Consider the following 23,273-nt stretch of genomic DNA (forward strand, 5'->3'; position numbering starts at 1 on the left):
AATCACTGTTTTGCTTTAGAACGTTAGTCTGCTACCTTCGACGCTAAGGACCTTTTTCAACTTGAGAGAAATACGCTTATACTTCTTCATTTTCATCTCTCACTTACTCACTTAGCTCGACTAAGCTCGTTGCACTCATTCTTCAATTCATCGTCTAAACGCATTTGCTCTGCGTTGACTTTCTTATTTTAAACATAAAAAAAAGAGACCTTGCGGTCTCAATGCGGCTCATCGCATCCTATTATTTGCCTGGCATGGGCTATTGATCTTAATAGCTCATGCTATTAAGTAAGTAAAACATGTGATTTTCAATCACTGTTTTACTTTAGAACATTAGTCTGCTACCTTCGGCGCTAAGGACCTTTTTCAACTTGAGGGAAATACGCTTATACTTCTTCATTTTCATCACTCACTTACTCACTTAGCTCGACTAAGCTCGTTGCACTCATTCTTCAATTCATCGTCTAAACGCATTTGCTCTGCGTTGACTTTCTTATTTTAAACATAAAAAAAGAGACCTTGCGGTCTCAATTAGATTGCCTGGCAACGTCCTACTCTAGCGGAACGTTAGTCCGACTACCATCGGCGCTAAGGAGCTTAACTTCTGTGTTCGGCATGGGAACAGGTGTGACCTCCTTGCCATTGTCACCAGACAAATGGAATGTATTATACATTCAAAACTAGATAGTAAGTAAAATGATTTTGCTTCGCAAAACATAAATTTTGATTAAGTCTTCGATCGATTAGTATTCGTCAGCTCCACGTGTCACCACGCTTCCACCTCGAACCTATTAACCTCATCATCTTTGAGGGATCTTATAACCGAAGTTGGGAAATCTCATCTTGAGGGGGGCTTCATGCTTAGATGCTTTCAGCACTTATCCCGTCCATACATAGCTACCCAGCTATGCCGTTGGCACGACAACTGGTACACCAGAGGTATGTCCATCCCGGTCCTCTCGTACTAAGGACAGCTCCTCTCAAATTTCCTACGCCCACGACGGATAGGGACCGAACTGTCTCACGACGTTCTGAACCCAGCTCGCGTACCGCTTTAATGGGCGAACAGCCCAACCCTTGGGACCGACTACAGCCCCAGGATGCGATGAGCCGACATCGAGGTGCCAAACCTCCCCGTCGATGTGAACTCTTGGGGGAGATAAGCCTGTTATCCCCGGGGTAGCTTTTATCCGTTGAGCGATGGCCCTTCCATGCGGAACCACCGGATCACTAAGTCCGTCTTTCGACCCTGCTCGACTTGTAAGTCTCGCAGTCAAGCTCCCTTATGCCTTTACACTCTATGAATGATTTCCAACCATTCTGAGGGAACCTTTGAGCGCCTCCGTTACCTTTTAGGAGGCGACCGCCCCAGTCAAACTGCCCACCTGACACTGTCTCCCACCACGATAAGTGGTGCGGGTTAGAAAGCCAACACAGCTAGGGTAGTATCCCACCAATGCCTCCACGTAAGCTAGCGCTCACGTTTCAAAGGCTCCTACCTATCCTGTACAAGCTGTGCCGAATTTCAATATCAGGCTACAGTAAAGCTCCACGGGGTCTTTCCGTCCTGTCGCGGGTAACCTGCATCTTCACAGGTACTATGATTTCACCGAGTCTCTCGTTGAGACAGTGCCCAAATCGTTACGCCTTTCGTGCGGGTCGGAACTTACCCGACAAGGAATTTCGCTACCTTAGGACCGTTATAGTTACGGCCGCCGTTTACTGGGGCTTCGATTCGTAGCTTCGCAGAAGCTAACTACTCCTCTTAACCTTCCAGCACCGGGCAGGCGTCAGCCCCTATACATCACCTTACGGTTTAGCAGAGACCTGTGTTTTTGATAAACAGTCGCTTGGGCCTATTCACTGCGGCTCTTCTGGGCGTTAACCCTAAAGAGCACCCCTTCTCCCGAAGTTACGGGGTCATTTTGCCGAGTTCCTTAACGAGAGTTCGCTCGCTCACCTTAGAATTCTCATCTTGACTACCTGTGTCGGTTTGCGGTACGGGCACCTGTTATCTATCTAGAGGCTTTTCTTGGCAGTGTGAAATCAACGACTCGAGGAAACAATTTCCTCTCCCCATCACAGCTTGACCTTATGAGTGCCGGATTTGCCTAACACTCAGTCTTACTGCTTGGACGTGCAATCCAATAGCACGCTTCGCCTATCCTACTGCGTCCCCCCATCGATTAAAACGATACTAGGTGGTACAGGAATATCAACCTGTTATCCATCGCCTACGCCTGTCGGCCTCAGCTTAGGACCCGACTAACCCAGAGCGGACGAGCCTTCCTCTGGAAACCTTAGTCAATCGGTGGACGGGATTCTCACCCGTCTTTCGCTACTCACACCGGCATTCTCACTTCTAAGCGCTCCACATGTCCTTGCGATCATGCTTCGACGCCCTTAGAACGCTCTCCTACCATTGTCCTACGGACAATCCACAGCTTCGGTAATATGTTTAGCCCCGGTACATTTTCGGCGCAGTGTCACTCGACTAGTGAGCTATTACGCACTCTTTAAATGATGGCTGCTTCTAAGCCAACATCCTAGTTGTCTGGGCAACGCCACATCCTTTTCCACTTAACATATATTTTGGGACCTTAGCTGGTGGTCTGGGCTGTTTCCCTTTCGAACACGGACCTTATCACCCATGTTCTGACTCCCAAGTTAAATTAATTGGCATTCGGAGTTTGTCTGAATTCGGTAACCCGAGAAGGGCCCCTCGTCCAAACAGTGCTCTACCTCCAATAATCATCACTTGAGGCTAGCCCTAAAGCTATTTCGGAGAGAACCAGCTATCTCCAAGTTCGATTGGAATTTCTCCGCTACCCTCAGTTCATCCGCTCACTTTTCAACGTAAGTCGGTTCGGTCCTCCATTCAGTGTTACCTGAACTTCAACCTGACCAAGGGTAGATCACCTGGTTTCGGGTCTACGACCAAATACTAAACGCCCTATTCAGACTCGCTTTCGCTACGGCTCCACATTAGCTGCTTAACCTTGCATCAAATCGTAACTCGCCGGTTCATTCTACAAAAGGCACGCCATCACCCATTAACGGGCTCTGACTACTTGTAAGCACACGGTTTCAAGTTCTCTTTCACTCCCCTTCCGGGGTACTTTTCACCTTTCCCTCACGGTACTGGTTCACTATCGGTCACTAGAGAGTATTTAGCCTTAGGAGATGGTCCTCCCAGATTCCGACGGAATTTCACGTGCTCCGTCGTACTCAGGATCCACTCAAGAGAGTATATATTTTCGACTACAGGATTATTACCTTCTTTGATTCAACTTTCCAGATGATTCGTCTAATATATACTTTTGTAACTCCGTATAGAGTGTCCTACAACCCCAACAAGCAAGCTTGTTGGTTTGGGCTCTTCCCGTTTCGCTCGCCGCTACTCAGGGAATCGATTTTTCTTTCTCTTCCTCCGGGTACTAAGATGTTTCAGTTCTCCGGGTCTGCCTTCTGATATGCTATGTATTCACATATCGATAACATGACATAACTCATGCTGGGTTTCCCCATTCGGAAATCTCTGGATCAACGCTTACTTACAGCTCCCCAAAGCATATCGTCGTTAGTAACGTCCTTCATCGGCTTCTAGTGCCAAGGCATCCACCGTGCGCCCTTAATAACTTAATCTATGTTTCCATCCTACAGGAAACGCGTTATTAATCTTGTGAGTGTTCTTTCGAACACTAGCGATTATTTCTTATGAATTCAAGCTTTAAAACTCTAATTCACTCGGTTTTGCTTGGTAAAATCTATTTTACTTACTTATCTAGTTTTCAATGTACAAATAAATGAATGGTGGGCCTAAGTGGACTCGAACCACCGACCTCACGCTTATCAGGCGTGCGCTCTAACCAGCTGAGCTATAGGCCCATCACGTTGAATGTTATATAAACATTCAAAACTGAATACAATATGTCAATGTTATTCCTTCATCTTCTACGAAGATGTTCCGAATATATCCTTAGAAAGGAGGTGATCCAGCCGCACCTTCCGATACGGCTACCTTGTTACGACTTCACCCCAATCATTTGTCCCACCTTCGACGGCTAGCTCCATAAATGGTTACTCCACCGGCTTCGGGTGTTACAAACTCTCGTGGTGTGACGGGCGGTGTGTACAAGACCCGGGAACGTATTCACCGTAGCATGCTGATCTACGATTACTAGCGATTCCAGCTTCATGTAGTCGAGTTGCAGACTACAATCCGAACTGAGAACAACTTTATGGGATTTGCTTGACCTCGCGGTTTAGCTGCCCTTTGTATTGTCCATTGTAGCACGTGTGTAGCCCAAATCATAAGGGGCATGATGATTTGACGTCATCCCCACCTTCCTCCGGTTTGTCACCGGCAGTCAACTTAGAGTGCCCAACTTAATGATGGCAACTAAGCTTAAGGGTTGCGCTCGTTGCGGGACTTAACCCAACATCTCACGACACGAGCTGACGACAACCATGCACCACCTGTCACTTTGTCCCCCGAAGGGGAAGACTCTATCTCTAGAGCGGTCAAAGGATGTCAAGATTTGGTAAGGTTCTTCGCGTTGCTTCGAATTAAACCACATGCTCCACCGCTTGTGCGGGTCCCCGTCAATTCCTTTGAGTTTCAACCTTGCGGTCGTACTCCCCAGGCGGAGTGCTTAATGCGTTAGCTGCAGCACTAAGGGGCGGAAACCCCCTAACACTTAGCACTCATCGTTTACGGCGTGGACTACCAGGGTATCTAATCCTGTTTGATCCCCACGCTTTCGCACATCAGCGTCAGTTACAGACCAGAAAGTCGCCTTCGCCACTGGTGTTCCTCCATATCTCTGCGCATTTCACCGCTACACATGGAATTCCACTTTCCTCTTCTGCACTCAAGTTTTCCAGTTTCCAATGACCCTCCACGGTTGAGCCGTGGGCTTTCACATCAGACTTAAAAAACCGCCTACGCGCGCTTTACGCCCAATAATTCCGGATAACGCTTGCCACCTACGTATTACCGCGGCTGCTGGCACGTAGTTAGCCGTGGCTTTCTGATCAGGTACCGTCAAGATGTGCACAGTTACTTACACATTTGTTCTTCCCTGATAACAGAGTTTTACGATCCGAAGACCTTCATCACTCACGCGGCGTTGCTCCGTCAGGCTTTCGCCCATTGCGGAAGATTCCCTACTGCTGCCTCCCGTAGGAGTCTGGACCGTGTCTCAGTTCCAGTGTGGCCGATCACCCTCTCAGGTCGGCTACGTATCGTTGCCTTGGTAAGCCGTTACCTTACCAACTAGCTAATACGGCGCGGATCCATCTATAAGTGACAGCAAAGCCGCCTTTCACTATTGAACCATGCGGTTCAATATGTTATCCGGTATTAGCTCCGGTTTCCCGAAGTTATCCCAGTCTTATAGGTAGGTTATCCACGTGTTACTCACCCGTCCGCCGCTAACGTCAAAGGAGCAAGCTCCTTATCTGTTCGCTCGACTTGCATGTATTAGGCACGCCGCCAGCGTTCATCCTGAGCCAGGATCAAACTCTCCATAAAAAATTATGATGTTTGATTAGCTCATAAAACTAAATTAATTGTTGTAACTTTCGTTACATTATTGGAATTAACGTTGACATATTGTCATTCAGTTTTCAATGTTCATTTCTTTTACCGACAAGAATTAATTATACGCCTTATCAACTCGAAAGTCAATAACTTTTTATAAATAATTTTTAATCGTATATACCTCACAAAAAAATGACCTCACGGCCAAATATAGGTATTGCCTGGCAACGTCCTACTCTAGCGGAACGTTAGTCCGACTACCATCGGCGCTAAGGAGCTTAACTTCTGTGTTCGGCATGGGAACAGGTGTGACCTCCTTGCCATTGTCACCAGACAAATGGAATGTATTATACATTCAAAACTAGATAGTAAGTAAAATGATTTTGCTTCGCAAAACATAAATTTTGATTAAGTCTTCGATCGATTAGTATTCGTCAGCTCCACGTGTCACCACGCTTCCACCTCGAACCTATTAACCTCATCATCTTTGAGGGATCTTATAACCGAAGTTGGGAAATCTCATCTTGAGGGGGGCTTCATGCTTAGATGCTTTCAGCACTTATCCCGTCCATACATAGCTACCCAGCTATGCCGTTGGCACGACAACTGGTACACCAGAGGTATGTCCATCCCGGTCCTCTCGTACTAAGGACAGCTCCTCTCAAATTTCCTACGCCCACGACGGATAGGGACCGAACTGTCTCACGACGTTCTGAACCCAGCTCGCGTACCGCTTTAATGGGCGAACAGCCCAACCCTTGGGACCGACTACAGCCCCAGGATGCGATGAGCCGACATCGAGGTGCCAAACCTCCCCGTCGATGTGAACTCTTGGGGGAGATAAGCCTGTTATCCCCGGGGTAGCTTTTATCCGTTGAGCGATGGCCCTTCCATGCGGAACCACCGGATCACTAAGTCCGTCTTTCGACCCTGCTCGACTTGTAAGTCTCGCAGTCAAGCTCCCTTATGCCTTTACACTCTATGAATGATTTCCAACCATTCTGAGGGAACCTTTGAGCGCCTCCGTTACCTTTTAGGAGGCGACCGCCCCAGTCAAACTGCCCACCTGACACTGTCTCCCACCACGATAAGTGGTGCGGGTTAGAAAGCCAACACAGCTAGGGTAGTATCCCACCAATGCCTCCACGTAAGCTAGCGCTCACGTTTCAAAGGCTCCTACCTATCCTGTACAAGCTGTGCCGAATTTCAATATCAGGCTACAGTAAAGCTCCACGGGGTCTTTCCGTCCTGTCGCGGGTAACCTGCATCTTCACAGGTACTATGATTTCACCGAGTCTCTCGTTGAGACAGTGCCCAAATCGTTACGCCTTTCGTGCGGGTCGGAACTTACCCGACAAGGAATTTCGCTACCTTAGGACCGTTATAGTTACGGCCGCCGTTTACTGGGGCTTCGATTCGTAGCTTCGCAGAAGCTAACTACTCCTCTTAACCTTCCAGCACCGGGCAGGCGTCAGCCCCTATACATCACCTTACGGTTTAGCAGAGACCTGTGTTTTTGATAAACAGTCGCTTGGGCCTATTCACTGCGGCTCTTCTGGGCGTTAACCCTAAAGAGCACCCCTTCTCCCGAAGTTACGGGGTCATTTTGCCGAGTTCCTTAACGAGAGTTCGCTCGCTCACCTTAGAATTCTCATCTTGACTACCTGTGTCGGTTTGCGGTACGGGCACCTGTTATCTATCTAGAGGCTTTTCTTGGCAGTGTGAAATCAACGACTCGAGGAAACAATTTCCTCTCCCCATCACAGCTTGACCTTATGAGTGCCGGATTTGCCTAACACTCAGTCTTACTGCTTGGACGTGCAATCCAATAGCACGCTTCGCCTATCCTACTGCGTCCCCCCATCGATTAAAACGATACTAGGTGGTACAGGAATATCAACCTGTTATCCATCGCCTACGCCTGTCGGCCTCAGCTTAGGACCCGACTAACCCAGAGCGGACGAGCCTTCCTCTGGAAACCTTAGTCAATCGGTGGACGGGATTCTCACCCGTCTTTCGCTACTCACACCGGCATTCTCACTTCTAAGCGCTCCACATGTCCTTGCGATCATGCTTCGACGCCCTTAGAACGCTCTCCTACCATTGTCCTACGGACAATCCACAGCTTCGGTAATATGTTTAGCCCCGGTACATTTTCGGCGCAGTGTCACTCGACTAGTGAGCTATTACGCACTCTTTAAATGATGGCTGCTTCTAAGCCAACATCCTAGTTGTCTGGGCAACGCCACATCCTTTTCCACTTAACATATATTTTGGGACCTTAGCTGGTGGTCTGGGCTGTTTCCCTTTCGAACACGGACCTTATCACCCATGTTCTGACTCCCAAGTTAAATTAATTGGCATTCGGAGTTTGTCTGAATTCGGTAACCCGAGAAGGGCCCCTCGTCCAAACAGTGCTCTACCTCCAATAATCATCACTTGAGGCTAGCCCTAAAGCTATTTCGGAGAGAACCAGCTATCTCCAAGTTCGATTGGAATTTCTCCGCTACCCTCAGTTCATCCGCTCACTTTTCAACGTAAGTCGGTTCGGTCCTCCATTCAGTGTTACCTGAACTTCAACCTGACCAAGGGTAGATCACCTGGTTTCGGGTCTACGACCAAATACTAAACGCCCTATTCAGACTCGCTTTCGCTACGGCTCCACATTAGCTGCTTAACCTTGCATCAAATCGTAACTCGCCGGTTCATTCTACAAAAGGCACGCCATCACCCATTAACGGGCTCTGACTACTTGTAAGCACACGGTTTCAAGTTCTCTTTCACTCCCCTTCCGGGGTACTTTTCACCTTTCCCTCACGGTACTGGTTCACTATCGGTCACTAGAGAGTATTTAGCCTTAGGAGATGGTCCTCCCAGATTCCGACGGAATTTCACGTGCTCCGTCGTACTCAGGATCCACTCAAGAGAGTATATATTTTCGACTACAGGATTATTACCTTCTTTGATTCAACTTTCCAGATGATTCGTCTAATATATACTTTTGTAACTCCGTATAGAGTGTCCTACAACCCCAACAAGCAAGCTTGTTGGTTTGGGCTCTTCCCGTTTCGCTCGCCGCTACTCAGGGAATCGATTTTTCTTTCTCTTCCTCCGGGTACTAAGATGTTTCAGTTCTCCGGGTCTGCCTTCTGATATGCTATGTATTCACATATCGATAACATGACATAACTCATGCTGGGTTTCCCCATTCGGAAATCTCTGGATCAACGCTTACTTACAGCTCCCCAAAGCATATCGTCGTTAGTAACGTCCTTCATCGGCTTCTAGTGCCAAGGCATCCACCGTGCGCCCTTAATAACTTAATCTATGTTTCCATCCTACAGGAAACGCGTTATTAATCTTGTGAGTGTTCTTTCGAACACTAGCGATTATTTCTTATGAATTCAAGCTTTAAAACTCTAATTCACTCGGTTTTGCTTGGTAAAATCTATTTTACTTACTTATCTAGTTTTCAATGTACAAGTTCTATTTCCAGTCAAGCGTTTGCATACTGTTTTGTTATCATTACTTTAAATACTCATTTACTCTAGTAAACTTCGCTTTAAAGTAACTCAACGCATTGTCTACGAATCGCTTTCTTTGAAAAAGAAGATATGTTGAATGTTATATAAACATTCAAAACTGAATACAATATGTCAATGTTATTCCTCATCTTCTACGAAGATGTTCCGAATATATCCTTAGAAAGGAGGTGATCCAGCCGCACCTTCCGATACGGCTACCTTGTTACGACTTCACCCCAATCATTTGTCCCACCTTCGACGGCTAGCTCCATAAATGGTTACTCCACCGGCTTCGGGTGTTACAAACTCTCGTGGTGTGACGGGCGGTGTGTACAAGACCCGGGAACGTATTCACCGTAGCATGCTGATCTACGATTACTAGCGATTCCAGCTTCATGTAGTCGAGTTGCAGACTACAATCCGAACTGAGAACAACTTTATGGGATTTGCTTGACCTCGCGGTTTAGCTGCCCTTTGTATTGTCCATTGTAGCACGTGTGTAGCCCAAATCATAAGGGGCATGATGATTTGACGTCATCCCCACCTTCCTCCGGTTTGTCACCGGCAGTCAACTTAGAGTGCCCAACTTAATGATGGCAACTAAGCTTAAGGGTTGCGCTCGTTGCGGGACTTAACCCAACATCTCACGACACGAGCTGACGACAACCATGCACCACCTGTCACTTTGTCCCCCGAAGGGGAAGACTCTATCTCTAGAGCGGTCAAAGGATGTCAAGATTTGGTAAGGTTCTTCGCGTTGCTTCGAATTAAACCACATGCTCCACCGCTTGTGCGGGTCCCCGTCAATTCCTTTGAGTTTCAACCTTGCGGTCGTACTCCCCAGGCGGAGTGCTTAATGCGTTAGCTGCAGCACTAAGGGGCGGAAACCCCCTAACACTTAGCACTCATCGTTTACGGCGTGGACTACCAGGGTATCTAATCCTGTTTGATCCCCACGCTTTCGCACATCAGCGTCAGTTACAGACCAGAAAGTCGCCTTCGCCACTGGTGTTCCTCCATATCTCTGCGCATTTCACCGCTACACATGGAATTCCACTTTCCTCTTCTGCACTCAAGTTTTCCAGTTTCCAATGACCCTCCACGGTTGAGCCGTGGGCTTTCACATCAGACTTAAAAAACCGCCTACGCGCGCTTTACGCCCAATAATTCCGGATAACGCTTGCCACCTACGTATTACCGCGGCTGCTGGCACGTAGTTAGCCGTGGCTTTCTGATCAGGTACCGTCAAGATGTGCACAGTTACTTACACATTTGTTCTTCCCTGATAACAGAGTTTTACGATCCGAAGACCTTCATCACTCACGCGGCGTTGCTCCGTCAGGCTTTCGCCCATTGCGGAAGATTCCCTACTGCTGCCTCCCGTAGGAGTCTGGACCGTGTCTCAGTTCCAGTGTGGCCGATCACCCTCTCAGGTCGGCTACGTATCGTTGCCTTGGTAAGCCGTTACCTTACCAACTAGCTAATACGGCGCGGATCCATCTATAAGTGACAGCAAAGCCGCCTTTCACTATTGAACCATGCGGTTCAATATGTTATCCGGTATTAGCTCCGGTTTCCCGAAGTTATCCCAGTCTTATAGGTAGGTTATCCACGTGTTACTCACCCGTCCGCCGCTAACGTCAAAGGAGCAAGCTCCTTATCTGTTCGCTCGACTTGCATGTATTAGGCACGCCGCCAGCGTTCATCCTGAGCCAGGATCAAACTCTCCATAAAAAATTATGATGTTTGATTAGCTCATAAAACTAAATTAATTGTTGTAACTTTCGTTACATTATTGGAATTAACGTTGACATATTGTCATTCAGTTTTCAATGTTCATTTAATGAAATAAATAATGGTGGAGACTAGCGGGATCGAACCGCTGACCTCCTGCGTGCAAAGCAGGCGCTCTCCCAGCTGAGCTAAGCCCCCATTTATTAAGAAGTCGGGAAGACAGGATTCGAACCTGCGACCCCTTGGTCCCAAACCAAGTGCTCTACCAAGCTGAGCTACTTCCCGTATGTAGTTATATTCTTTAAAAATGGCGCGCCCGATAGGAGTCGAACCCATAACCTCTTGATCCGTAGTCAAACGCTCTATCCAGTTGAGCTACGGGCGCTTATTAAAGATGGTGCCGAGGACCGGAATCGAACCGGTACGGTGATCTCTCACCGCAGGATTTTAAGTCCTGTGCGTCTGCCAGTTCCGCCACCCCGGCAAAATAATGGAGCAGAAGACGGGATTCGAACCCGCGACCCCGACCTTGGCAAGGTCGTATTCTACCGCTGAACTACTTCTGCATTATTTCGCTTAGAAAATTTAAATAAAATCGTAATGAGCCATAGAGGATTCGAACCTCTGACCCTCTGATTAAAAGTCAGATGCTCTACCAACTGAGCTAATGGCTCAAAAGATGGTGCCGGCCAGAGGACTTGAACCCCCAACCTACTGATTACAAGTCAGTTGCTCTACCAATTGAGCTAGGCCGGCTATTAAATGGTGGAGAATGACGGGTTCGAACCGCCGACCCTCTGCTTGTAAGGCAGATGCTCTCCCAGCTGAGCTAATTCTCCTGTTATCTATTGCCTGGCAACGTCCTACTCTAGCGGAACGTTAGTCCGACTACCATCGGCGCTAAAGAGCTTAACTTCTGTGTTCGGCATGGGAACAGGTGTGACCTCTTTGCTATTGCCACCAGACAAATTAACTTACTTTATTAATAATACACGTTTGTTAATGACTTTTCAATAGTTAATTTTACACTTTGTTAAAATTAATTTTACATTCTGTTAACTGAACTACGTGTTTTTGACGACTTTTATATATTACTTCATTAACTTAAGAAAGTCAATAGTTTGTTTTGATTTTTTTCGAAAGACGTAATTTCAATTCCTTCGCCTTTTCCACTTGATCTATTCTACCACACATCATTTTCCTTAACTATAGGTATTATTACTTTCTATCAGTAAATAAGTTACTTTTATTTATCAAAAGTAACATTAATTTAAGAGGAAAATTAATTTCATCTCACTTTTTCAACAATTAGATTACATAAAAACACCAATCACAATTGTGATTGGTGTTTCTCGATAAATTATTTTTGTCTCATATAAGGGAATAATAATACGTCTCTAATTGATGGTGAATCAGTTAATAACATAACTAATCTATCAATTCCGATTCCTAGACCACCTGTAGGAGGCATACCATATTCTAATGCTTCGATATAATCTTCGTCCATTTCATGCGCTTCGTCATTACCTTGCTCTTTTTCGACTAATTGAGCTTCAAAACGTTCTTTTTGATCGATAGGATCATTAAGCTCAGTAAAGGCATTAGCATGTTCTCTTCCTACGATAAACAATTCAAATCTATCTGTAAATCTAGGATCTTCTGGGTTTTTCTTAGCTAATGGTGATATATCAATTGGATGACCGTATATGAATGTTGGTTGGATTAATGTCTCTTCTACTTTTTGCTCAAAGAATTCATTTAAAATATGACCATATTTCATATTGTCAGTGATTTCAATTCCATGTTCTTTCGCTAGTGCTTTGGCTTCTTCATCAGATTTCACATTATAGAAATCTACACCTGTAGCTTCTTTCACAGCATCAACAATGTGCAATCTTTTCCATGATGATTCTAAATCAATCTCAGTTCCGTTATATTGAACCTTAGCTGATCCAAGTACTTCTTGAGCAATATGTCTAACCATTGATTCTGTTAAGTCCATAATATCATGGTAATCTGCATAAGCTTCATACAATTCAATCATTGTAAATTCAGGGTTATGTCGTGTAGATACACCTTCATTACGGAATACGCGACCAATTTCATATACTTTTTCTAATCCGCCTACGATTAAACGTTTTAAATGCAATTCGATAGCTATACGCATATACAAAGTAGCGTCTAGTGCATTATGGTGTGTCACAAATGGTCTAGCAGCAGCTCCTCCAGCAATTTGATGCATCATTGGTGTTTCTACTTCTAAGAAACCTTTTTGATTTAGATAATTACGCATTTCTTGAATGATTTTACTACGATTAATAAATGTTCGTGTACTATCTTGATTTGTGATTAAGTCTAAATAACGTTGACGATAACGTTGTTCTATATCTTGTAATCCGTGGAATTTATCTGGTAATGGTCTTAAAGCTTTAGTTAATAGTGTAAATGATTTTGCTTTAACTGATAATTCACCAGTATTAGTTTTAAACATTACACCTTCAACACCGACAATATCTCCTAGGTCGGCATGTTTCCACAAATCAAATTGTTCTTCTCCAATTTGATCTTTTCTAACATAAATTTGAATTTGTCCTGAAAGATCTTGCACATGTGCAAATCCTGCTTTACCCTTTCCACGTTTAGTCATAATACGACCTGCTATCGCAACATGACTTTCTTCTTCTTTTTCATGTAATTCTTCTTTTGAGAATTCGTCCCAAGCCGCTTTTAATTCAGCTGCTGAAGCAGAACGATCGTATCGTTGACCAAATGGATCAATTCCTAAATCTCTTAATTCTTGTAGTTTTTGTCGGCGTACCTGCATTTGGTCGTTCATTTCTTCTGACATAACTTTCTCTCCTTTTGCTTCTTGTTTTTCAATTATTTATTTTATACATTTTGTTAGAAATGTTTAGGTATATCAATCATTTCTCTTTGTTATCTTAGAGTCACTTTTATCTACTCTAAATATAGCGATGCCAAGAAGCGTGCTAAATCTTTTCATAACATCTATCTTCTCACCATATCATTTTACTAAACGGTAATGTTCTAATAAAGTATTTACTACTTTATCTTTAACTGTTAAAACTTAATCAATTTTCAAAAACAACTAGAATTAAATAATTTAAGTCACTATGTAGTGTCTCACATCATCAATCTCTTCGTTACTCATTAAGACATATATCTTTTAACAGTACTATCTGCTATTACTAAGTTTTCAATCAATTTTTGGGAACGGGGTTCAATGTGTTTCGATGCGATATCATTCAATGGAATAAGCACAAAAGCGCGTTCTGTCATTCTCGGGTGAGGAATGATTAAATTATCTTCTTCAATGATTTCATTTCCATACAGTAAAATATCTACATCTAGTGTTCTAGGCCCCCATCGAATCTTCCTTACACGGTGAAGTGCTTCTTCCGTTTCTAAACATCTCTTTAATAATTCCTGAGGATTTAATGTTGTCTCTATTTCTATACATAAATTAAGAAACTGTGGTTGATCAGTGTAACCAACTGGCTCTGTTTCATAGATAGGAGATATAGAGGTAACATCAATGTATTGGTATTGGTCAATAATTCGGATGGCTTGTTGTAATTGATGTGCTCTATCACCTATATTACTTCCTAAGCCTAAATATGCTTTAACCATTTAATTACGCTCCCTCACTATTTCTATACCTACCCCATCGTAATGTCCTGGTATTGGAGGATTTTCTTTAGTTATTCTAACTTTCGTTTCCATTACACGATTATAGTGTGAATTTATACGTTTGGCAATACGTTCTGCTAGACGTTCTAGTAAATTAGAGGGTTCTCCTTCAACAATCTCTTTAACATCTTCAAAGACTTCTCCATAATGTACCGTATCTTTCACATCGTCTGATTGACCAGCATCATGTAAATCTACTTTCAAAGTAATATCTACTATGAATATTTGACCTATTTCATTTTCTGCCGGCAATGCACCGTGATAACCATAAAATCGCATTCCATTAAGAAATATGATGTCGTTCATTTTCATTCTCCTTTAGAAAATCCATGCTTTGTGCAATACGTGAATTAAGTTTAACATTGTGTACTCTCACAGCTTGAACGCCCTTCATTATACCATAAGCAGTTGTTGCTGCTGTAGCTTCGTCCCTTTCAATGGCTTTTGAATCTCCACCCATCATTTCTTTAATGAATCTTTTACGACTAGTAGCCAATAAAATCGGATAATCTGTTGCAACTAACTCATCAAGTCGAGCCATCACTTCGTTTTCTTCATCTCTAGTTTTAGCAAACCCTATACCAGGATCTAGCCAAATTTTAGAATGTGGGATGCCTGCCATTTCAGCTTTATTAGCTTGTGCTAATAAGGTAACAAGCATTTCATCTACAACTGGCTTATCTCTTTCACCATCCCCATTATGCATTAGAACAATTTCTGCATCATATTGAGCAACTACTTTCAATATTTTAGGATCGTACAAACCAGCCCATTGATCATTAATCATTGTAGCGCCTAACTTCAAACAAGCTTCTGCTACTTCACTTCTATATGTATCAATTGATATTTGTACATTAAGCCCTATCAATGCTTCAACAACTGGTATAACTCTATCCAACTCTTCTTCTAGAGTAACTTCTTGATATCCAGGCCGAGTTGAAACACCACCTACATCAACTATATCAACACCTTCATCAATCATTTCTTTCGCTCGTGAAACTGCTTTTTCAACAGAATTATATTTCCCACCATCTGAAAATGAATCTGGCGTCACGTTAAGTATGCCCATAATTTTAGTTTTTGACATTTAATCACCTTTTCTATTTTGAAATATTTCATGCTTTTTCATATCACTTATAATGATATCACTACTTTCAATATAATTTCAGTGGTAAAAATTAAATAAACTACTCTAAATAATAGTAAAAATGAATTGGCTATACTCATACGTATGTAACCAATAAAAAAGCGAAGTCGATTTATACGACTTCGCTTTGGTAGCTTATATAATTAGTCATCAAATGAGTATAAAGGTGTAGATAAGTAACGTTCACCATTACTTGGTAATACTGTTACTACTGTTTTACCTTTACCTAATTCTTTAGCTTTTTGAATAGCTGCATGAATAGCGGCACCAGAAGAAATTCCTGATAAAATACCTTCTTCTTTTGCAACACGACGTGCCATTTCCATAGCAGTTTCATTGCCTACTTTAATAATACTATCGTAAATGTCTGTATTTAACGTATCCGGAACAAATCCAGCACCTAAACCTTGTAATTTATGTGGCCCTGGTTCTCCACCACTTAGAACTGGTGATGCTTCTGGTTCGATAGCAACTATTTCAATATCAGGGTATTGTTGTCTTAAAACTTTACCGACACCAGATAATGTGCCACCAGTACCTACGCCAGCTAAGAATGCATCGATTGTTTTACCTTCAAACTGTTCAACTAATTCTGGACCAGTTGTAAGTTCATGAACTTCAGGGTTTGCTGGGTTTTCGAATTGTTGAGGTTCAAAGTAACCATGCTCTTCTTTAAGTTCTTTGGCTTTTTTAATTGCACCCTTCATTGCTTCTGATCCAGGTGTTAATACTAATTCTGCACCATATGCTTTTAATAAGTTACGACGTTCTTGACTCATTGTTTCAGGCATAGTGAACACTGCTTTGTATCCTTTGGCTGCACATACAAATGCTAAACCAATACCTGTGTTACCACTTGTCGGCTCCACAATAGTATCTCCAGGTTTGATTTTACCTTCTTTTTCAGCTTTTTCAATCATAGCTAAAGCTATACGGTCTTTAACTGAACCACCTGGATTTTGATATTCTAATTTAACGTAAATATCTGCCGCATCTTCATCAACAACATTTCTCAATTTAACTACTGGTGTGTTTCCAATAATTTGCGTAATGTTTTCTACTGGTTTTTGTGCCATTCCAAACACTCCTTATAGATAGAATTAATAAAACTTAGTCTTTTTATCGGATATTTATATTCTATCAGAATTTTCTAAAAAAACAAATATATCCTACAAAATCTTGTGCATATTTATCGACATACATTTAATAAATTCCCTAATTTAATTTGTAATAAACTTCTGTTGAATTTATGCCATTGATTCTAATAATTGGTTAAGCTCAGCTTCACTATAATTATATTTATTTCCACAGAAGTGACAAACTGCTTCCGCACCATGATCTTCTTTAATCATATCTGTGATTTCTGCTTCCCCTAAACCTTTAATAGCATTCAAGAATTTTTCATGACTACAATTACATTCAAATTGTGCAGGTGAAGTTTCTAAAATTTGGACATGTTCTTCTCCAAGAATTTCATTTAAAATTCCTTCCGGTGTCAATCCTTGCTCAATGAGTTTAGATACTGGTGTCATTTGATTAATTGCTTCTTCTAATTTACTGATTGTTTCTTCTTTGGCACCAGGCATCACTTGGATAATGAATCCGCCTGCTGCTTTAATCGTATTATCTGGATTAACAAGTACTCCTAAACCAACAGAAGATGGTGTTTGTTCACTTGTCGCATAATAGTACGTAAAATCTTCTCCTAGTTCACCAGATACTATTGGACTTGAACCGGAAAAATAATCTTTCATTCCTACATCCTTAACTACTTGTATAGAACCTTCTGTCCCTACTGCTCGTCTAACATCTAATTTTCCTTGTTCGTTTAATGGAAAATGTGTTTGTGGATGATCCACATAAGCGCGTACATTACCTTTAGCATCTGCATCTGCGATAATTCTGCCAATAGGACCACGACCATCAACCGTTACAGTTAATTTCTGATCTCCCTTTAGCATTGCTCCCATCATTACAGTAGCAGTCATCGTTCTTCCCATTGCAGCTGAAGCTGTTGGCCACGTATAGTGTCTTGTTTGAGCTTCCTGTACTGATTCTGTTGTTAATGTTGCATATGCTCTAATTTCACCATCAAAGGCTAGTGCTTTAACAATATAGTCATGTGTCATTATTTAATTACTCCTTTTATATATCTTTACGATGCTTCGTTTCTTTTAATAAATATCATTTTCGAATAACTATTATACATCTGTTGTTTATTTTCATGAAATGATTTGTTTTTAGATAAATTTGGTTGTTTGTTTATACAAACATTATTTACAAAAATACACATTGCTTTATTTATACAAAAATATCTCCCTACTATATGTGTGATAGTAGGGAGATTAAACTATGTGCTTCTTTACTCTCTATGATTTGGATCGTTAGGATTATATGGTTTGTCTATATTCGGTGATTGTTCATGACCAGTTGGTTCATCTTCTGACTCATCTTCATTATGTTTGTCTTCACCTTTATGATCTAACGATTGCTCTTTACGAACATCTTCGTATGATTTGCCATATTTACCTTCATCAAATTCTGAATTAGTTTCTTTAACGACTTCAGCTGAATCGTAGTCAACCTCAGGTAATTTACCTTCATGGAATAATGATTGGATTTGTTCAGCAACCAATGTTTCTTCTGTAAGTAAAGTTTTAGCAATAAGTTTTAATTGTTCTTGATGCTCTAATAAGATTTCTTTACAACGCTCATATTGTTCTTTAACGATACGTTGTACTTCTTTATCAATTTCGTAAGCGATTTGGCCAGAATAGTTAGGTTCACCTTGCATGTCTTTACCTAAGAATACTTGACCGCCACCGCTACTAGAGAATTGTAATGGTCCAAGCTTTTTACTCATACCATATTCAGTAACCATAGAACGTGCAATTTGAGTTGCTCTTTCAAAGTCGTTAGAAGCTCCAGTTGATACTTCACCAAAGTTAATATCTTCTGAAACTCGACCACCTAATAAACCACAGATTTTGTCTAATAGTTCTGGTTCAGTCATTAAGAAACGATCTTGTTTAGGTAGCATCATTGCATAACCGCCAGCTTGTCCTCTTGGAACAATTGTTACTTTGTGTACAACTTCTGCTTCATCAAGCACCATACCGATAATTGTATGACCTGCTTCATGGTGTGCAACAATGTTTCGTTCTTTATCAGAGATGACACGTGATTTTTTAGCAGGACCAGCAATAACTCGGTCTGTTGCTTCCTCGATATCACGCATATCAATTTTGTTCTTACCTTCACGAGCTGCGATTAACGATGCTTCATTTAATAAGTTTTCTAAATCCGCACCAGAGAATCCTGGTGTTCTTTGAGAAATAGCTTTTAAATCAACAGTTTCATCAAGTGGTTTGTTTTTCGCATGAACATGTAAAATTGCTTCACGACCTTTAACATCTGGACGACCTACTTGAATTTGTCTATCGAAACGACCTGGACGTAATAACGCTGGGTCTAAAATATCAGGACGGTTTGTTGCAGCAATCATAATAATACCTTCATTTTCACCAAAGCCATCCATTTCGACTAATAATTGGTTCAATGTTTGTTCACGTTCATCGTGTCCACCACCGACACCAGCACCACGTTGACGACCTACTGCATCAATTTCATCTATGAAAATAATACATGGTGCATTTTTCTTCGCATTTTCAAATAAATCACGCACACGGCTAGCACCAACACCAACAAACATCTCAACAAAGTCTGAACCACTAATTGAGAAGAATGGTGCACCAGCTTCACCTGCAACTGCACGTGCAAGTAATGTTTTACCAGTACCTGGAGGACCTACAAGTAAAACACCTTTCGGAATTCTAGATCCCATTTGTTTGAATTTCTTGTTGTCTTTTAAGAAATCTACTATTTCAACAAGTTCTTGTTTCTCTTCATCTGCGCCTGCAACATCTGAGAAACGAACACGGCGTTTACTACTATCGTACATTTTCGCTTTGGATTTACCAAAGTTCATCATACGACCACCGCCGCCCCCACCTTGGGCTTGGCTAAGGAAGAAAATAAATAATAAAGCAATGATTAAAACTGGAATCAATGTTGTTAAGATACTAACAAATACACTTTGTTCTTCTTCTTCTTTAACTGTAAATTTCAATCCATCTTGTTTTTTCGCTGTATCAGTGATTTTTTGTAAATCTTTTTCATTATTAAATAATATTGTTGATGAATAATCTTCACCATTTTTTGTTTTACCACTTACCATGTATACATTTTGCTCAGGTTGGATTTCTAATGATTTTAAATCGCCTTTATCCAATTTATTAACAAACTGCGTATATGTAAGCTGTTTTGGCATATTTCCATTACCATTTAAGAAAGAAAACAGGCCAAATATGATAACGCCTATAATTGCGATAACTAGCACATTGCGAAACGCTTTCTGCATGTGACATTTCCTCCTACTTCCAATAATAAAACTAACAAAAATTGTAACACAATACATCTTTAGCAGGCTACTATTTCAACTTTAGTATTGGTTTATCAATTTTAGTCAATTTCCACTATAGAGATTTTTATTTTTCATAATATCGTGATTGCAAAATATCTAATTTAATTAGATTTTTACGATTTAAATCGAGTCTACACTATATTGATGTTGAATCATAGCAAAAAAAACATCGTGTCCAACGTATCGATTTAATCTAATCTATATTTTATGAATAAACTTCAGGTTTTAAAGTACCAATATAAGGTAAGTTTCTGTAATGCTCACCATAATCCAATCCATATCCGACTACGAATTCATCTGGGATTTTTTTGCCGACGTATTTAGCTTCAATATCAGCTTTTCTACGATTTGGTTTATCTAATAGAGTAACAATTTCTAATGAGTTGACTTTACGTGATTCTAATAATTCAGTGATGGATTTTAATGTAGTTCCAGTTTCTAAAATATCTTCGATAATGAGTACATCTTTATTTTCAATTGATGAACCTAAATCTTTGATAATTTGAACTTCACCTGTAGATTCAGTACCCCCGTGGTAACTTGAAACATCCATAAAGTCGATTGATAAGTGTGTATCAATTCGCTTAATTAAGTCTGCCATAAACATAACTGACCCTTTTAAGATACCCACACAAACAAGTGGCTTATCTTGGTAATCTTTAGTTAACTGTTGTCCTAAATCCTTGCAAATCGTTTGAATATCTTCTTCACTTAATACAATACTTTTTATATCCTCGTGCATTTGTTATTCATCTCCAATATTTCTAATATTTATATAATGTTTATAGTCTTTGTTCATAAACAATTGACCTACAGCAATTATTTTACCTTCTGCATTGATAACAACTGGTAAACGATTTCGTTCAATAGCATCGATTTTTTTATCTATTAACAATCGACTTACTTTTTTATGTTTGCCAGCATATCCATTTAATAAAAAACGATCGCCATTTTGACGTTGTCTTATTGTTAATGGGAACTGATTTAATGGAAAGTCAGGTTGTATTTCAATCTCATAATCACCAAAACGATATGTATGAGGTACTTCGATGACTTGTGTTGAATTCACGTCGTTCATTTCTGTATTAGCCATTATTATTAATGTATCATATGCAATTTGAATTATCCATTTATCTGTTATATCAATTGTGAATTGTGATTTTTGATTTGAAATTTGATTAAACCATGTTTGATACATTTTATCAGATATCGTTTTAGACAGTGTTGTCTTTTCAAACAATTGATCAAGCACATGTACTTTCATATTATCTGTCAATCGATTAAATCGTCCTCTAGGAATCACTATTTTATCTTGCTTCTCTGATACTTGTACTGCTTCTTTGATAAAGTGATGTGCCGATTTTCTAAGTGTAGCTAATTCTTGATCATGCCATGATTTTAATTTTAATAAGTGTGCTACGTCTAGTTGTTGATTATCCATTACTGCTGGTATGATACGATTTCTTATATCATTTCTGACGTATACATTTTTATGATTAGATACATCCTCAAAAAACGGAATGTTATATTGATTTTGATAAGATTTGATAGCAGCTTTTGAGATGTCTAGCATTGGACGAATAAGTTGGTAACTACTACGTTGAGAAGTATAGGCAATACCTAAATGACTACGTGTAAATCTACCAGTAAACAATCTATAAAAGATGGTTTCGATTTGATCATCTTGATGATGTGCAGTCAGTAACACATTGGCCCCAAGTTGTTTCATGATACTATCAAACCAATCATACCTGTATTGGCGAGATACATTTTGAATACTGTTCCCCGCTTCAACTGTTTCTGATAAATCTAATCGTTTGATAAAATACTCGATTTGATGTTCTTCACAATACGTTTTAAAAAATGCCTCTTCTTCTATGGATGCTTGTCTTAACCCGTGATTTACATGAATACATGTCAGTTTGCTATATGTATGTTGATATTCATTTAATAAAAGATGTAGTAAACACATACTATCTATACCTGTTGATACGGCTAATACAATATGATCCTGTTTGGACCACCCTGTAGCATCAAGTTCCATCATACCTTTCACCTCCAAGCATTTAAATAACCTATCATCAATACATTGTTACAATAAAAATAGACTGCTCCTTCATCAAGAAACAGTCTTAGATTGTCTGTTATTCAAAGTAATTAGCAATACAAAAGCTATGTTAAGTTATTACAACAGACTTGGTTTATGAAATTAACGTCTTGAACCTTTACCACCACGTCTAGATTCAGTTTGACGTTTAATAGAAGTTAATTTATCTTCACTATCTTTTAAGAAGTTACTTAATTTCTTTTCAAAGTCTTCGCCTTTTGGAGCAGGTTTACTTTGATGTGATTTATTATTGTGCTGTGGTTTACGTTGTGGACGATCTTTCGCTTTTTTAATTGAAAGACTAATTTTGCCATCATCCGCAATTGAAAGTACTTTAACTTCTACTTCATCACCTAAAGATAAATGATCTTCCACATTTTCAACATAGTTGTCAGCCACTTCACTAATATGGACTAAGCCACTTTTTCCTTCAGGTAACTCAACGAATGCACCGAATTTTTTAATACCAGTGACTTTACCTTTAAGCTTATTTCCTACTTCGATTGACATATTCTAAATAAATCCTCCCGATTTCATTCGATTTTAACTTTATTATATTCCTGTTGAAGCAATTTCACAATGCTATAATGCGATTATTTTATTTCTCTTTAATTAATTATTCTCATCTGAAGATTTAGCCTTAGAGGATTTATTATCATTTGGCAATCTAAAAATCACTTCGCCTTTATTACTTAAATAATAATCATCTCGCGCCACTTTTTCGATATAATCTTTATCATTCAAATTATTTAACTTTTCTTTCAATGCGATTTCTTCATCTTGTTGCTTTTGAAATTGCTCTTCTTTATGTTTTCTTTCGACTGCATCTTTTTCGTTACTGTGTTTTTGGAAGACAAGCATAATGCATAATAAAATGATAATCGCTAGCATGATACCACCAAACAACGTGATTCTTCGACGTACTACACGCATCTTTTTACGTTGTCGTTGCTTTTTTTGGTTCTCTTTAGATGTATAATGATTACCGATATTTTCAACTTTATTATTCATAGCTTGTCACC

The 23,273-nt window shown here is 40.6% G+C and carries 11 protein-coding genes, 9 tRNA genes and 7 rRNA genes; all 27 read right to left on the reverse strand.

Going from position 1 to position 23,273, the window contains the following annotated elements; genetic code table 11:
- Positions 1-538: 538 nt before the first annotated feature.
- Positions 539-653, reverse strand: a 5S ribosomal RNA gene (gene rrf, locus P7F85_RS11080).
- A gap of 70 nt (positions 654-723) precedes the next feature.
- Positions 724-3,645 (reverse strand): 23S ribosomal RNA (locus P7F85_RS11085).
- Positions 3,646-3,811: 166 nt separating this feature from the next.
- Positions 3,812-3,888, reverse strand: a tRNA-Ile gene (locus P7F85_RS11090).
- 95 nt (positions 3,889-3,983) lie between these two features.
- Positions 3,984-5,536: ribosomal RNA gene (locus P7F85_RS11095) — 16S ribosomal RNA — on the reverse strand.
- A 228-nt stretch (positions 5,537-5,764) separates the two neighbouring features.
- Positions 5,765-5,879 (reverse strand): 5S ribosomal RNA (gene rrf, locus P7F85_RS11100).
- Between the two features lie 70 nt (positions 5,880-5,949).
- Positions 5,950-8,871, reverse strand: a 23S ribosomal RNA gene (locus tag P7F85_RS11105).
- 379 nt (positions 8,872-9,250) lie between these two features.
- Positions 9,251-10,803: ribosomal RNA gene (locus P7F85_RS11110) — 16S ribosomal RNA — on the reverse strand.
- Between the two features lie 122 nt (positions 10,804-10,925).
- Positions 10,926-11,001, reverse strand: a tRNA-Ala gene (locus P7F85_RS11115).
- Positions 11,002-11,014: 13 nt separating this feature from the next.
- Positions 11,015-11,088: transfer RNA gene (locus P7F85_RS11120), tRNA-Pro, on the reverse strand.
- 23 nt (positions 11,089-11,111) lie between these two features.
- Positions 11,112-11,188: transfer RNA gene (locus P7F85_RS11125), tRNA-Arg, on the reverse strand.
- 10 nt (positions 11,189-11,198) lie between these two features.
- Positions 11,199-11,287: transfer RNA gene (locus P7F85_RS11130), tRNA-Leu, on the reverse strand.
- Between the two features lie 7 nt (positions 11,288-11,294).
- A tRNA-Gly gene (locus P7F85_RS11135) sits at positions 11,295-11,369 on the reverse strand.
- 35 nt (positions 11,370-11,404) lie between these two features.
- Positions 11,405-11,477: transfer RNA gene (locus tag P7F85_RS11140), tRNA-Lys, on the reverse strand.
- Positions 11,478-11,483: 6 nt separating this feature from the next.
- Positions 11,484-11,559, reverse strand: a tRNA-Thr gene (locus P7F85_RS11145).
- Positions 11,560-11,566: 7 nt separating this feature from the next.
- A tRNA-Val gene (locus tag P7F85_RS11150) sits at positions 11,567-11,642 on the reverse strand.
- An 11-nt stretch (positions 11,643-11,653) separates the two neighbouring features.
- Positions 11,654-11,768 (reverse strand): 5S ribosomal RNA (gene rrf, locus P7F85_RS11155).
- Together the 16S, 23S and 5S rRNA genes with 9 tRNA genes alongside form the textbook arrangement of a ribosomal RNA operon.
- A gap of 395 nt (positions 11,769-12,163) precedes the next feature.
- On the reverse strand, positions 12,164-13,651 hold the full coding sequence (gene lysS / locus P7F85_RS11160; RefSeq protein WP_002465701.1) for a lysine--tRNA ligase: 1,488 nt from the start codon (positions 13,649-13,651) through the stop codon (positions 12,164-12,166).
- A 323-nt stretch (positions 13,652-13,974) separates the two neighbouring features.
- Positions 13,975-14,454 carry a 2-amino-4-hydroxy-6-hydroxymethyldihydropteridine diphosphokinase gene (gene folK, locus P7F85_RS11165; protein WP_002465702.1) on the reverse strand — a complete coding sequence of 160 codons (480 nt, stop codon included), beginning with the start codon at positions 14,452-14,454 and terminating at the stop codon, positions 13,975-13,977.
- Positions 14,455-14,820: a dihydroneopterin aldolase gene (folB, locus tag P7F85_RS11170; RefSeq protein WP_046464275.1), complete on the reverse strand. Its 366-nt coding sequence runs from the start codon at positions 14,818-14,820 to the stop codon at positions 14,455-14,457. It abuts the gene before it with no gap.
- Positions 14,798-15,601 carry a dihydropteroate synthase gene (gene folP / locus P7F85_RS11175; RefSeq protein ID WP_002465690.1) on the reverse strand — a complete coding sequence of 268 codons (804 nt, stop codon included), beginning with the start codon at positions 15,599-15,601 and terminating at the stop codon, positions 14,798-14,800. Before folP ends, folB begins: the two co-directional genes overlap by 23 nt.
- Positions 15,602-15,804: 203 nt before the next feature.
- Complete coding sequence (gene cysK, locus P7F85_RS11180; RefSeq protein ID WP_002465696.1) at positions 15,805-16,737, reverse strand: cysteine synthase A; 933 nt, start codon at positions 16,735-16,737, stop codon at positions 15,805-15,807.
- A gap of 171 nt (positions 16,738-16,908) precedes the next feature.
- Positions 16,909-17,790 carry an Hsp33 family molecular chaperone HslO gene (gene hslO, locus P7F85_RS11185; protein WP_002465687.1) on the reverse strand — a complete coding sequence of 294 codons (882 nt, stop codon included), beginning with the start codon at positions 17,788-17,790 and terminating at the stop codon, positions 16,909-16,911.
- Positions 17,791-18,023: 233 nt separating this feature from the next.
- Positions 18,024-20,081, reverse strand: a complete 2,058-nt coding sequence (gene ftsH / locus P7F85_RS11190; RefSeq protein ID WP_002465716.1) for an ATP-dependent zinc metalloprotease FtsH — start codon at positions 20,079-20,081, stop codon at positions 18,024-18,026.
- A gap of 268 nt (positions 20,082-20,349) precedes the next feature.
- Complete coding sequence (gene hpt, locus P7F85_RS11195) at positions 20,350-20,886, reverse strand: hypoxanthine phosphoribosyltransferase (protein WP_015365363.1); 537 nt, start codon at positions 20,884-20,886, stop codon at positions 20,350-20,352.
- Between the two features lie 3 nt (positions 20,887-20,889).
- On the reverse strand, positions 20,890-22,188 hold the full coding sequence (tilS, locus tag P7F85_RS11200) for a tRNA lysidine(34) synthetase TilS (RefSeq protein ID WP_026088887.1): 1,299 nt from the start codon (positions 22,186-22,188) through the stop codon (positions 20,890-20,892).
- A 165-nt stretch (positions 22,189-22,353) separates the two neighbouring features.
- Entirely contained in the window at positions 22,354-22,761 is a 408-nt protein-coding gene (locus P7F85_RS11205; RefSeq protein ID WP_002451742.1) for a S1 domain-containing RNA-binding protein, read from the reverse strand.
- A 102-nt stretch (positions 22,762-22,863) separates the two neighbouring features.
- Positions 22,864-23,262, reverse strand: coding sequence for a cell division protein DivIC (gene divIC, locus P7F85_RS11210; protein ID WP_002465694.1), 399 nt, complete (start codon positions 23,260-23,262; stop codon positions 22,864-22,866).
- Between the last annotated feature and the right edge of the window lie 11 nt (positions 23,263-23,273).

Source organism: Staphylococcus sp. aM (genome assembly GCF_052975125.1).

Bases quoted from the DNA above. Each gene is read 5' to 3' on its own strand.
- P7F85_RS11205 (WP_002451742.1), bottom strand. From the start codon at position 22,761: ATGTCAATCGAAGTAGGAAATAAGCTTAAAGGTAAAGTCACTGGTATT.
- folB (WP_046464275.1), bottom strand. From the start codon at position 14,820: ATGAACGACATCATATTTCTTAATGGAATGCGATTTTATGGTTATCAC.
- tilS (WP_026088887.1), bottom strand. From the start codon at position 22,188: ATGGAACTTGATGCTACAGGGTGGTCCAAACAGGATCATATTGTATTA.
- folK (WP_002465702.1), bottom strand. From the start codon at position 14,454: ATGGTTAAAGCATATTTAGGCTTAGGAAGTAATATAGGTGATAGAGCA.
- divIC (WP_002465694.1), bottom strand. From the start codon at position 23,262: ATGAATAATAAAGTTGAAAATATCGGTAATCATTATACATCTAAAGAG.
- hpt (WP_015365363.1), bottom strand. From the start codon at position 20,886: ATGCACGAGGATATAAAAAGTATTGTATTAAGTGAAGAAGATATTCAA.
- hslO (WP_002465687.1), bottom strand. From the start codon at position 17,790: ATGACACATGACTATATTGTTAAAGCACTAGCCTTTGATGGTGAAATT.
- folP (WP_002465690.1), bottom strand. From the start codon at position 15,601: ATGTCAAAAACTAAAATTATGGGCATACTTAACGTGACGCCAGATTCA.
- cysK (WP_002465696.1), bottom strand. From the start codon at position 16,737: ATGGCACAAAAACCAGTAGAAAACATTACGCAAATTATTGGAAACACA.
- ftsH (WP_002465716.1), bottom strand. From the start codon at position 20,081: ATGCAGAAAGCGTTTCGCAATGTGCTAGTTATCGCAATTATAGGCGTT.
- lysS (WP_002465701.1), bottom strand. From the start codon at position 13,651: ATGTCAGAAGAAATGAACGACCAAATGCAGGTACGCCGACAAAAACTA.